This is a genomic window from Derxia gummosa DSM 723 (assembly GCF_000482785.1).
GTDB classification, from domain to species: Bacteria; Pseudomonadota; Gammaproteobacteria; order Burkholderiales; family Burkholderiaceae_E; genus Derxia; species Derxia gummosa.
The window spans coordinates 156632-169523 of sequence record NZ_AXWS01000007.1 but is presented as its reverse complement, the minus strand read 5'-3'; the positions used below and the strand labels follow the sequence as shown (position 1 = coordinate 169523).

Here is a 12892-nt window from a genome sequence, read left to right as displayed (position 1 = left end):
CGCCTTGCAAAGCCTTGCGGCACCGATATTGCAAACCCTTGCAGGACGCGCCCCACAAGCGTCCGCAATCCGCCGCGCCCGCGGCACCACCACGACCTACCCACACAGGACAGTGAAATGACCGACAAGCTCATCCGCCGCGCCTTCGGCCTCGAACGCGACGACAGCGCGACGCCCGCCGAGCCCGCCAGCGCCTCGCGCCGCGGCCTGCTCAAGGGCGCGATCGGCACCGCCGGCGTCGCCGCGATCAGCGGCTTCCCCTATGTGCACGCCCAGGAAAAGATCGTGCTGCGCTACGTGGGCACCGCGGTCAACCAGAGCAAGGCCATCGCCGACAAGTTCAAGGAAGACACCGGGATCGAGATCCAGTACATCCCGCTCAACACCGACGACGTCACCAAGCGCATCGTCACCCAGCCGTCTTCGTTCGATCTGGCCGACACCGAGTTTTTCTCGCTGCGCAAGATCATCCCGACCGGCAACCTGATCGGCATCGACACGAAGCGCATCAAGAACGCCGACAAGATCACCACGCTCTTCACCAAGGGCGAAGTGGGCGGCAAGAAGGTGGGCGACCAGGGCACGGCGCCGAAGAAGGTCATCTACCTCAAGGGCGCGACCAGCAAGGAATTCGCGGCCGAGCCGACGCAGTTCATGTCGCTCATCCCGACCGTCTACAACGCCGACACGCTCGGCATCCGCCCCGACCTCATCAAGCGCCCGATCACGAGCTGGGCCGAGCTGCTCAACCCCGAGTTCAAGGGCAAGGCCGCGACGCTCAACATCCCGTCGATCGGCATCATGGACGCGGCGATGGTGGTGGAGGCCATGGGCATCCACAAGTACGCCGACAAGGGCAACATGACCAAGGCCGAGATCGACCTGACGATCAAGACCATGATCGAAGCCAAGCGCGCCGGCCAGTTCCGCGCGCTGTGGAAGGACTTCAACGAGAGCGTGAATCTCATGGCCTCGGGCGAGGTGGTGATCCAGTCGATGTGGTCGCCGGCCGTGACCGCCGTGCGCGGCAAGGGCCTCGACTGCGTGTTCCAGCCGCTCAAGGAAGGCTATCGCGCCTGGGCCGCCGGATTCGGCCTGCCCAAGGGCCTGAGCGGCCGCAAGGCCGATGGCGCCTACGAGTTCATCAACTGGTTCCTCGACGGCTGGGCCGGCGCCTATCTCAACCGCCAGGGCTACTACGCCGCCGTGCTCGACACCGCGAAGGCGAAGATGGAGCCCTACGAATGGGCCTACTGGATGGAAGGCAAGCCCGCCGCCAAGGACATCAAGGCGCCCGACGGCACGGTGCTGGAAAAGGCCGGCAAGGTGCGCGACGGCGGCAGCTACGAGCAGCGCATGGGCGGCATCGCCTGCTGGAACTCGATCATGGACGAGAACACCTACATGGTTCAGAAGTGGAACGAGTTCGTCGCCGCCTGATCGCGGCCCGACCGGAACGCGGGGCGGCCGTCAAAGCCGCTCCGGCAATGCATCTTTGAAAATTCGCGAGGACGATCATGGCCGACATCTCTCCCGGCATCGCGGCGCCACCGCTCGGCAGCGGCTCGGGCACTTCATCCGTTCCGCCGAAGGCGAGGGCGGCGCGGCGCGTGCCCGGCGTGCCGGCCTGGTTGCAGGCCACGCCCGCCACCCTCGTCTTCGCGCTGTTCTTCGTCATCCCGCTCGCGCTCGTGGCGGTGGTGAGCTTCTGGCAGTACAACGAGTACGAAATCATCCCGGCCTTCACATTCCAGAATTACATCGACATCTTTTCCGGCTGCTTCGGCGGTGGCGATGACGGCATGTGCACGACCTTTCGCACCTACCTGAGCACGCTCAAGTTCTGCGCCCTGGTCTGGGCCTTCACGCTGATGATCGGCTTCACGGTCAGCTACTTCGTGGCCTTCCATGTGCGCACGACGGGCATGCAGACGCTGCTCTTCCTGCTGTGCACGATCCCGTTCTGGACCTCGAACGTCATCCGCATGATTTCGTGGATTCCGCTGCTCGGTCGCAACGGCGTGGTCAACCAGTTCCTGATGGCCACCGGCATCACGAGCAGCCCGGTGGAATGGCTGCTGTACAGCGACTTCTCGGTGGTGCTGGCCTTCGTCCACCTGTTCACGATGTTCATGATCGTGCCGATCTTCAACTCGATGATGCGCATCGACCGCGCCCTCATCGAGGCGGCGCGCGATGCGGGCGCGACCGGCTTCCAGATCCTGCGCGACGTGATCGTGCCGCTGTGCAAGACCGGCATCATCATCGGCTCGATCTTCGTCATCACCATCGTGATGGGCGACTTCGTGACCATCGGCGTCATGGGCGGGCAGCAGATCGCGTCGGTCGGCAAGATCATCCAGGTGCAGACGAGCTATCTGCAATTTCCGGCCGCGGCGGCCAATGCGGTGATCCTGCTCATCGTGGTGCTGATGATCATCTTCGGCCTCACGCGCATCGTCGATATCCGCAAGGAGCTGTGATGAACGAAGGCAAGCGTCCGGCGAGCTTCTATGTGCTCGCGCTGTTCTTCGCGGCCTATGTGCTGTTCCTCTACGGGCCGACCATCACGATCTTCGTGCTCAGCTTCCAGGGGCCGGAAGGCGGGCTCACGTTTCCGATGCGCGGCGTGTCCTTGCACTGGTTTGCAAAGCTGGCCGAGGGCGTGGGCGTGGTGGACATCTGGGCCGCCTTCGGCCGGTCGATCCGCGTGGGTCTGGTGGTGATGGCGCTCAACGTGGTGATCGCGCTGCTCGCGGGGCTGGCCTTCCGCAAGCGCTTCTTCGGCGACGGCGCGCTGTTCTACACGTCGATCGCGAGCCTGATCATGCCGTCGATCGTGGTGTCGCTCGGCATCGGCCTCGCGTTCCGGCTGCTCGATACCGGCCTCAAGAGCTGGTTCGAGAGCATGGGCTGGCAGGAGCTGGCCGACGGCTACGGCAGCAGCATGGGGCTGTACACCTCGGCGCTCGGCGCGCATCTCACATGGACGCTGCCCTTCGGCCTGCTGATCATGTTCGCGGTGTTCAACCGCTTCAACACGGCCTATGAGGAAGCCGCGCGCGACCTCGGCGCGACGCCGTGGCAGGGCTTCAAGGATGTGGTGCTGCCCATCATCGGGCCGAGCGTGATTGGCGTTGGCATGTTCGGCTTCACGCTGAGCTGGGACGAGATCGCGCGCACCTCGCAGGCCATCGGCGACCTCAACACGCTGCCGCTCGAATTGCAGGGGCTGACGACGACGGTGACGACGCCGGTCATCTATGCGCTCGGGACGGTGACGACGGTGCTGTCGCTGGTGGTGGTCGGGGTGGCGGTGGCGGCGATGCGGATGCTGGCGAGGCGCAAGGCGGGGTGAACCTCCCGCGCGGCGTCGCGGTCGGGCATGCTCCGCCCACGGGCGAACTGCCATCGCCCACCTACCGGGGCGAAACCATGTCACCCAAACCGCCGCCGTGCTTCCGCGACCTTGCCCGTCTCGGCCGCGCGGCTCCCGCCGCCAGCCTCGCGCCGATCGGCGATTTCCGTGCGCTCGACGAAGCCGGCTTCATCGATGCCGGCGACTTCATCTTCCGCAAGTGGCGCGAGCGCGCGAGCGAGCGCGGCGAGCCGGTACCGCTCGATCTCTCGCGCTCCTGCAAGTACGGCTCGCTGTTCATGAGCCTCGTGTACGGCGGCACGATCGCCGGCAACTACCAGCACCAGTTCAACATCATCGACGGCCGCATCGTCGATCTGAGCCATGCGGCGGCCGACGTGTTCCGCATGCGCGAGCCGTATGCGCATGACGCCGACCTGTTCGTGGCCGACTTCCACCGCGAGTCGATGGCGAGCATCACGCCGCGCGTGTCGGGCTGGGTCGAGGAATTCCTCGCGCGCGACGAGGACTGAGCGCGCCGGTCGGCCGCCGTGCCCGGGTGAGGACCACTTGCCTGCGCGACGCGCACCCCGGGCGCCGGCGCTCGTCGCCTCACGCCGCCGGACGCGCGGCGCCCGCATCGTTGCGCGCCGTGCCTTCGTGCCAGCGCGCCTTCGGCACGAGGATGGCCTCGGCCGGCTGCTCCATGAAATGCGGCGACATGATCTGCACGCCCGCCGTGTTGAACTCGTCCTGGATCGCCGCGTGCAGCTGGCTCAGCACCGGCACGCGGCGGATCGGAACGTCGATGTGCGCGAACAGTTCGTACTCGACGTAGAAGTCCTGCAAGGCGCGCTGGTACACGAAGGGCTCCGGCTCGCGGCGCAAGCCCTCGGTGGCGGCGGCCGCGCGCTTGAGCAGCGCATGCACCTGGCGCCACGGTGCGTCATAGCCGATCGTCACCTTGGTCGAGATGAGCGTGCCCTGCTGGCCCGCGAGCTTGCTGTAGTTGCGCACCGAGCTGGCGACCATCACGTTGTTGGGGATGGTGATCTCCTCGTTGCGGATGTTGACGAGCTTGACCGACAGCACGCCCATCTCCTTCACCACGCCGTCGGTGTCGCCCACGGTCACGAAATCGCCGATGCGCAGCGCGCGCGAGTACACGAGCACGAGTCCGCTCATGAGCTGGCCCACGATGCCCGACGAGCCGAGCGTGAGCATGAAGCCGAACAGCACCGACAGGCCCTTGAACACCTCGCTGTTCGAGCCCGGGATGTAGGGATAGACGAGCGTGAAGGCGAGCGCCCAGGTCACGACCACGAGGATGCGGCGCGTGGCATTCGAGGTTTCCGGGTGCAGGCCGGGTACCTGGAAGCGTCCGCGCGTCACACCGTCGAAGATGCTGTTGATCGCGCCCACCACGCCGCGCGCGACGAACAGGATGAAGGCGATCGTCACGAGGCCCGGGATCGCTTCCAGCACGCCCGAGCCGAAGCGGCCGAGCAGGTCGGCGACGAAGTCGGCCATCTTCGAGCCGAGCGGCGCCGTCACCGCGAAGCGGCCCAGCACGAAGGCGATCCACGAATAGGCGATGCTCGCGCCGACCACGATTGCAAACGCTTGCGCGAGCCGGACCAGCACGCGGAAGGCATGTTCGGACCAGTCGATGCCGAGCAGCTGGCGGCGCGCGATGCGGGTCTCGATCAGCCGGTGCAGCGGGCGGATCGCGCGTTTCGTGGCCTGCATCAGGAACCACAGCAGCACGACCGCGATGGCGCTTGCGAGCAGCGAGGCGAGCAGGCCGCGCACGAGGCTGGCGCCGCGCGTCATCTCGACGCGGGCGCGGATCGCGTCGCGCAGGCGTTCCTCGGCGCGCTCGACGGCCTGGTCGAGCGTCAGGCCTTCTTCGGCGTCGAGGTCGCGTTCGAGCACGGTGAAGGCGGTGGTGTCGCCGAGGCGCAGGGTCACGCCGCGCTGGTCGTTCCACAGGAAGGGTTCGCGCGTGACGGGCGTGTCGAGGTGGGCGTCGTCGAGGTTCTCGAGCCGGCGCAGGGCGCGCGCGGCGCGCGTGGCCGGATCGGCGCCGGTGAACTCGCTGCGCATCGTGTGGAGGTCGCGGTTCATGAAGCGCAGCGTGGCCTCGGCGGGGGGCGCGGCGTCGGTGGCCGGGGCGGGGCGCTCGGCGGCGGCGCGCGCCATGATGGGCAGGGCGGCGAGGGCGACGAGCAGGAGGACGAGGCGCAGGACCGGCGCGAGGCGCTGGCGGAGGGTGGTCATGGCGGGCGTGGCTCCGGGGTGGCGACACGAGGGTTGTAGTCGCGCGCCGGGCGCGGAGCAATCGCCCCGCGCGCCGGTGGTCGGTCGCGGGCGGTGCGCGTGCCGGTTGCGCAGGTGAGCCGCATGCGGCCGGCGGCCCGGGACGGGGCCAAGCGCGGCGGATGGGGGCCGGGGCAAGCACCGATCCGCCACCGTCCCCATGCAGTCCCACGCGCCCTTGGCTGGCTTCACTCCCCGCCGGCCGTGCGCGGCGGCGCGCCGAAGAAGCGCAGCGGCGCCGCGCGCCAGCGCCGCCACAGCGCGCCCGCGAGCGCGCGCAGCTGGCGCCCGTCGATGCTGACCTGGCGCGCCCGCAGCGCCATCCACAGCGCGAGCGAGAAGCTCACGGTGAGGTTGACCGCGCCGATCAGCAGCACGCCGGCCGCCGCCGTCGCCACCGTCTGCCAGGGCAGGGCGAAGTCGAAGGCCACGAGCGCGAAGCCGAGATTGGCCGAGGCGAAGGCGATGTGCCGGATGTCGAGCGGCCAGCCGAGGATGGCGCCGACCGTGCCCGTGCTGCCGAGCATGAAGCCGAACAGCAGATTGCCCATGATCCCGCCCAGCCGCGCCTCCAGATAACCGCCGAAGCGCGCGGCGCGGCCTTCGCCGAGCAGCGCGCGCAGCCAGCCGATGCGCGCCACGCGCGCGCCGAAGCGCTCGATGCGCGCCTTGTTGTCGAAATAGCCCGACAGCACGCCCGAGAAGAACAGGAACACGCCCGCGATCGCCGCATGCGGCAGCGCGAGGCCGAGCGGGTCGAGGTCTTCGAGCAGATGCGCGGCCTTGCCGGCATCGATCGGCGGATGGCCGAGCGCGAGGCCGAGGCCCCAGCTCAGCAGCATCGCGGTGGGCAGCGCCACCGTCACGTTGCCGAGGATGGCGGCGAGCTGGGTGCGCACCACGCCCGCCACCAGATCGGCCACCGCGTCGAGCCGCGCGAGTCGCCCGCGCCTGACCTCGCCGAGCTGGCTCACGAGGGTCTGCGCGGTCATCGCCGGCTGCTTGGTCGCCACCGTGAGGTGCAGCAGGTAGATGACGACGAAGCCGATGCCGTAGTCGAGGCTGTACATCAGCGCCCGGCCCGCGAGCGACGCATCGACCTTGCCCATGAACACCTTGAGCAGCGCCATGCCCGCGATGATCAGCCCGGCGCCGGCGGCCGAGCGCCACATGCCCCAGTACTCGTCGCGCGTGGCGGCGATGTAGTGCTCGCCGGTCTGGGCCGCGTTGTCGGTCACGCGCAGCGCGAGCAGGCCGAGGCCGCCGGCGACGTGGGCCCGCACGCTGTCGCGCCGGTTCTCCGCCTGGATGGTGTCGTGCGCGATCGCGGCCCAGCCGGTGATGGCGGCCTCGCGCGAATCGGGCCGGAAGCGCGCCCCGAGCAGGTTCACCACCGCGTCGAGCCGGTCGAGGCTCTGGCCTGCGCGGATCATCAGATGGGTCAGGTGGGTGCTGGTGCCGACGGTGCGCGCGACGCGGTGGGCGCGCTTCAGCACCTCGCGGCACTGGTCGATGATGACCACGAGCTGGCGTTCGTCTTCCACCGGCGCGGCCGGGTCGTCGAGATGGGCGCGGAAGCCGTCGGCGAAGCGCTGGGTCTCGCGCGCCACCGCGAGGAAGCGCGCCGCGAAGTCGCGGAACTCGGGCGCGAGCGGCGCCAGTTCGCGTTCGATGCCGAGGCCGCCGATGCGGTAGGCGAGCAGCAGCGCGGCGTCGAGCAGGTCGTCGACGAGCTGGCGTCGCTCGGCCTCGCCGATGCCGTCGCCAGGCGCGATGCAGCGCCAGAAGCGCAGCAGCTCGGCGCGGTCGAGCGCGTCGAGCCATTCCCAGTCGCGCGGGCGATGGAAGATCTGGCGCATCGCGTCGCCGAATTCCTGCTCGTCGGGCAGTTCGGGCAGCACGCGCTTGGAGATGAGCCGCCACAGCTCGGTGAAGAAGCCGGTGCCGGGCAGGATGCCGCTGTCGGCGAAGAAGCTGGTGAGCCGGCGGCTGGCGAGCAGCGCGGTGAAATGCGCGCGCACCTGGCGCCGCGTGTTCGGCTCGGCTTCAAGCGTGGCGAGCAGGAGGTGGAAGCGCCCGCGTGCCTCGTCGGCATCGTCGGCGCGCCTCGGTCGCACGGCCGCGACGAGGCCGGCGAACAGTCGGACGGGATCGGCGGTGGGGTCGGCAAAGCGGCCGAGCGCCAGCGCCAGCTGGGAGTTGTTGTTGGCTTGAGCCATCGAGCCCTGCGAGGTCGGTTGGCGGGACCGGCAGGCTAGGGCGCACGACGTGGCCGAGGGAAGTGTTACGGCAGCGGATGCGTCATCGGGCGGTCCGCGCGGAGCCTCGGGCTGCGGCTGGGCGGGGCAATACGCCGGCCGCCGGCCTTTCGTGCCCGAGGCGGCCTTGCCCCGAAAAGGCAACGCGGCGCAAGCCGCCGGCAGGAGCACCGGGACTTGCGCCGCGTCGCGGACTGATGCGTGCGTTGCCGCATGCGGTGGTCCGGGGCGGTCGCATGAAGCAACCGTCAGCCACTCGCCGCGGGCCGCGCGACGGCGACGGGATCCCGCCTGACCGTCGCGCCGCGTTGCCGATCAGAAGAACAGGATCGCGCCGACCGCGCCACCGCGCAGCTTGGCTTCGTTGCCGTTCATGGCTTCCGACTTGGTCTGGCCGAGTTCGGCGACGACCGTCACCGCCTTGGTCAGCTTGTAGTACGCGCCCAGCGTGATGTTGCTGTTCTTGTCGAGGTCGGTGCCGGTGCCGTCGCGCAGCTTGCTTTCGCCGTAGCTCACGCCAGCGGTCAGCTTGGGCGTGATCGAGTAGGTGGCCTGGGTGATCCAGTTGCGCTGCTTCTTGTCGCCTGAATCGCCGTCCGACAGGATGCCGAGGCCCTTGCCGTCCTGGTAGTTGGCCATGAGGCCGAAGTCGCCGAGCTTGCCGAGGGCGCCCACTTCGACCGCGTTCATCGTGAAGTCATCCGAGCCGGCGGTGCCGTTCGACTTGAAGCGCTGGGTCTTGCCCGTCACCCAGGCCTTGCCGCCTTCGAACTTGTAAAGGCCGCGGACCTGGAGCTGCGGCGACTTGCTGCCGTTGGCCGTGCCGTCGACCGGGCTGAACACGCCGCCCTCGACCGAGAAGCCGTTGACCGACGGCGACAGGTAGCTGAGCTGGCCGTAGTAGCCGAGGAAGCTGTAGCCCGCGCCGATGTGGCCGAGCGTGACGCGGCCGCGCTGCGTGGCCTGGACCGGGGCGCCGGCGCCGAGCAGGGTCATGTCGCCGAAGATCGCGGCGTCGCCGTACAGGCCGCCGTCACGGCCGATCTTGAAGGTGCCCGAGTCGGCGTTGCCGGCCGTGAAGAAGGCGCGACGCACGTCGACGTTGTTGTTCTCGGCCGTGGCGTTGTTGGTGGCGGTGTGCACGGCGATGAGGATCGTCGCGCCGATGTCGATGCCGTCCTGCGTGGTCTTCGCGCTGGTGACGAGCGCGTTCGGCAGCAGGCCGTTGCCGATGGTGGTGCGGCCGTCGGTGCCGCCGCAGCCGAGTGCCTTGGTCGCGAGCGCCGCGCCGCCGATGTTCTGGTTGCCCGAGCAGCTGGTGGGCGTGTAGTAGGCGTTGATGATGCCGCCCAGGTCGAGGGTCCAGTCGCCAGCCTTGAATTCGACGGCCTGGGCGCCGAGCGGCAGGGCCAGGGCGGGCAGGGCGGCGAGGGCCAGGGCGAGCTTGCAAGCGCGGGTCTTCATGGGGGGTGTCTCCTCTCCAGTTGCGTTGTTTGCGTCCGTCCGTGATCGGCCGGATCGACGTAACAAGTGGCAACGCACATGCCAACGCAGTGCCGCACGCGGGTTTGTCCGGACCGTGCTGTGACGCGATGGAGCAGGTTTGACAGCGCTTGCGCCGTGCGGACTCACCCTGAAGAAGCCGTTGTTGCGGACTGATGCGTGTCATCAGCTGGACTTGCTGCACTGCCGCATTGTCAGACTGTTTCAAACGGCAACGGGGCACGGCCTGTGCATGGCTGCAAGGGTGTGCAACATCGCCACGGCGCGACACACAACGCGCCGGACGAACCCTGAGGAGACTTCATGCACAAGGCAGTACTGGCGGCGCTGATCGCGCTCATGGCGGGGGGCGCGAGCGCCGCGAAGGTGTACGTGACCGAGGAGGGCGCGGGCAGCATCGGCGTGATCGATGCCGCCGCAGCAAAGCTCGAGACGAGCATCAAGGTCGGCGGCCGCCCGCGTGGCCTCGCGATCTCGCCCGACGGCAAGCGCATCTATGTGAGCGACATGCAGTCGAACGGGCTGCTGGTGCTCGACACCGCCACGCGCGAGCCGGTCGCACGCATCGCGCTAGGCGAATCGCCCGAGGGCGTCTACATCTCGAAGGACGGCAAGCTGGTGGCGGCAGCGGTCGAGAAGGCACAGTCGGTGGCCTTCGTCGATACCGACAGGCTCGCGGTCGTGGCCAAGGTCAAGGTACCCGGCGACAACCCCGAGCATTCGGTGTTCAGCCCCGACGGCCACTATGTGTTCACCGGTGCCGAGGATGGTCGTCAGGTCGACGTGATCGACGTGGCGAAGAAGAAGGTGGTGGCAAGCGTCATGGTCGGTGAGCGGCCGCGCGGCATCGCCTTCAGCCCCGACGGCAAGCTGGCCTACGTGGCCTGCGAGTTGGCTGACCAGGTGTCGGTCATCGACGTCGGCACGCTCAAGGCCGTCGGCACGATCAAGGCCGGCAAGCGTTCGAACGGGCTCGCCATCTCGGCTGACGGCGCGACGCTCTACGTGAGCAACGGCGCCGACGGCACCGTGGGCTTCATCGACACGGCGAAGCGCGAGATGGTCGCCACGGTCGAGGTGGGTAAGCGGCCCTGGAACATGAGCCTCGACCGCGACGGCACGAAGCTCTACGTGGCTGCCGGCCGTTCTAACCAGGTGACGGTCATCGATACCGCGACGCGCACGGTCGCGGCCACGATCCCCGTGGGCGAGACGCCCTGGGGCGCTTTCGCCGACTGATATCCGGCGCGAATGGCGATCCGGGATCTGGCCCCGCGTCGGCGGTGCCGACGCCGGCCGTCGCGCATCTGTCCAGGTGTTCATGGATGCGGCCGGGAGCGTCAGGGTTGTTCCAGCGCTGTCCTGTGAATGTGGCAACCCTCGGCGGCCGTGCTGTTGCACGCTGCAACAGGTGTGTCAGCCGCGCTCGCGGGAGGCTTTCGGGACCGGGGGATTTCCCTTGCAAAAACAGCTGATTTGAGGCTTGCAAGCGATGGCATGCGCTTTGCCCTAGGGAGGGGCGATCGTCAACAGAACGACGTCCACACCGACAAGAGGAGGCAAGCACATGCGCAAGACCCTGATTTCCGCGGCCATCACGGCCGGTTTCGTGTTTGGCGCGGCGGCAGCTGCGCATGCCGGCGTGACCGACGACATGATCGTCAACGCCGCTGCCAACACCAGCCAAGTCGTCACCTGGGGCATCACGCCCGACGGCCAGCGCTTCAGCACGCTCAACCAGGTCAACACCAGCAACGTGAAGCGCCTGGTGCCGGCGTGGAGTTTCAGCTTCGGCGGCGAGAAGCAGCGCGGCCAGGAAGCTCAGCCCGTCATCCACAACGGCAAGATGTTCGTCACGGCCTCGTACTCGCGCATCTACGCGCTCGACGCCAAGACCGGCCACAAGCTCTGGAAGTACGAGCACCGCCTGCCCGACGGCATCATGCCCTGCTGCGACGTGATCAACCGCGGCGCCGCCCTGTACGACAACCTCGTCATCTTCAGCACGCTCGACGCCCAGCTCGTCGCGCTCGACCAGGACACCGGCAAGGTCGTCTGGAAGGAAAAGATCGACGACTACCAGGCCGGCTACTCGAACAGCGCCGCGCCCATCATCGCCCACGGCCTCGTGATCACCGGCGTGTCCGGTGGCGAATTCGGCGTGGTCGGCCGCGTCGAAGCCCGCAACGCCAAGACCGGCGACCTCGTCTGGACGCGTCCGACGGTCGAAGGCTACATGGGCTACACCTACGACAAGGACGGCAACAAGGTCGAGAACGGCATCAGCGGCACGACCAACGCCACCTGGCCTGGCGACCTGTGGAAGACCGGCGGCGCGGCCACCTGGCTTGGCGGCACCTACGATCCCAAGCTCGACCTGCTCTTCTTCGGCACGGGCAACCCCTCGCCCTGGAACAGCCACTTGCGCCCCGGCGACAACCTGTTCTCGTCGTCGACGCTCGCGATCGAACCCAAGACCGGCAAGATCGTCTGGCACTACCAGACCACCCCGCACGACGGCTGGGACTTCGACGGTGTGAACGAGTTCGTCACCTACGACGCGGGCAACGGCAAGCGCTTCGGCGGCAAGGCCGACCGCAACGGCTTCTTCTACGTGATCGACGCGAAGGACGGCAAGCTGCAGAACGCCTTCCCCTTCGTGAAGAAGATCACCTGGGCGTCGAGCATCGATCTCAAGACCGGCCGCCCGAACTACAACGACGCCAACCGTCCGGGCTCGCCCGTCGAAGGCGGCAAGGGCAGCACCGTGTTCGCGGCCCCGTCCTTCCTCGGCGGCAAGAACCAGATGCCGATGGCCTACAGCCCGAAGACCGGCTACTTCTACGTGCCGGCCAACGAGTGGGGCATGGACATCTGGAACGAGCCGATCGCCTACAAGAAGGGCGCGGCCTACCTGGGCGCCGGCTTCACGATCAAGACGATCGACGACTACATCGGCGCGCTGCGCGCGGTCGATCCCAAGACCGGCAAGATCGTCTGGGAAGTCAAGAACAACGCCCCGCTGTGGGGTGGCGTGATGACGACCGCCGGCGACCTCGTCTTCTATGGCACGCCCGAGGGCTACCTGAAGGCGATCGACGCCAAGTCGGGCAAGGAACTGTGGCAGTTCCAGACCGGCTCGGGCGTCGTGGCGCCCCCGGTCACCTGGATGGACAACGGCGTGCAGTACGTCGCGGTCGTGTCGGGCTGGGGCGGCGCGGTCCCGCTGTGGGGCGGCGACGTGGCCAAGAAGGTCAACATGCTCGAACAGGGCGGCTCGGTCTGGGTGTTCAAGCTCGCCGACAAGCTCTGATCCAGACTTCGCTTTGGATGGGCCTCCCTACCCGGAGGCCCCGGACGGGCGCCGTATCTGCGGCGCCCGTTTTTTTTCGCGACTCCGCGATGTGCCGCGTGCGGGCCGCCGCCCCCTGGCGCGCCCCGGCGACGTGCCGGC

General features: G+C 68.2%; 9 protein-coding genes. 6 read left to right on the top strand and 3 right to left on the bottom strand.

The window, feature by feature from the left end:
• Positions 1-117 precede the first annotated feature (117 nt).
• The 4 genes from H566_RS0101915 to H566_RS22385 all read left to right on the top strand — a co-directional run bounded on the left by H566_RS0101915 (position 118) and on the right by H566_RS22385 (position 3891).
• Positions 118-1440, top strand: a complete 1323-nt coding sequence (locus H566_RS0101915; RefSeq protein WP_084544651.1) for an ABC transporter substrate-binding protein — start codon at positions 118-120, stop codon at positions 1438-1440.
• 77 nt (positions 1441-1517) lie between these two features.
• Positions 1518-2483: an ABC transporter permease gene (locus H566_RS0101910; protein ID WP_051377866.1), complete on the top strand. Its 966-nt coding sequence runs from the start codon at positions 1518-1520 to the stop codon at positions 2481-2483.
• Complete coding sequence (locus H566_RS0101905) at positions 2483-3358, top strand: ABC transporter permease (RefSeq protein ID WP_028310089.1); 876 nt, start codon at positions 2483-2485, stop codon at positions 3356-3358. Before H566_RS0101910 ends, H566_RS0101905 begins: the two co-directional genes overlap by 1 nt.
• 77 nt (positions 3359-3435) lie before the next feature.
• Positions 3436-3891 carry a transcriptional regulator gene (locus H566_RS22385; RefSeq protein ID WP_156924266.1) on the top strand — a complete coding sequence of 152 codons (456 nt, stop codon included), beginning with the start codon at positions 3436-3438 and terminating at the stop codon, positions 3889-3891.
• A gap of 79 nt (positions 3892-3970) precedes the next feature.
• Here H566_RS22385 and H566_RS22380 read toward each other — a convergent pair whose 3' ends face one another.
• The 3 genes from H566_RS22380 to H566_RS0101885 all read right to left on the bottom strand — a co-directional run bounded on the left by H566_RS22380 (position 3971) and on the right by H566_RS0101885 (position 9399).
• Positions 3971-5638: a mechanosensitive ion channel family protein gene (locus tag H566_RS22380; RefSeq protein ID WP_051377864.1), complete on the bottom strand. Its 1668-nt coding sequence runs from the start codon at positions 5636-5638 to the stop codon at positions 3971-3973.
• A gap of 227 nt (positions 5639-5865) precedes the next feature.
• Positions 5866-7896: a site-specific recombinase gene (locus H566_RS0101890; RefSeq protein ID WP_051377862.1), complete on the bottom strand. Its 2031-nt coding sequence runs from the start codon at positions 7894-7896 to the stop codon at positions 5866-5868.
• A 354-nt stretch (positions 7897-8250) separates the two neighbouring features.
• A complete protein-coding gene (locus H566_RS0101885) occupies positions 8251-9399 on the bottom strand; it encodes a porin (RefSeq protein ID WP_034410296.1) in 1149 nt (382 codons plus the stop codon).
• 342 nt (positions 9400-9741) lie between these two features.
• Here H566_RS0101885 and H566_RS0101880 point away from each other — a divergent pair, with 342 nt between their 5' ends.
• The gene (locus H566_RS0101880; RefSeq protein WP_034410293.1) at positions 9742-10677 is read left to right on the top strand and encodes a cytochrome D1 domain-containing protein; all 936 of its coding nucleotides are present in this window, start codon (positions 9742-9744) and stop codon (positions 10675-10677) included.
• A gap of 328 nt (positions 10678-11005) precedes the next feature.
• Positions 11006-12751, top strand: coding sequence for a PQQ-dependent methanol/ethanol family dehydrogenase (locus H566_RS0101875; protein ID WP_028310085.1), 1746 nt, complete (start codon positions 11006-11008; stop codon positions 12749-12751).
• Positions 12752-12892 lie beyond the last annotated feature (141 nt).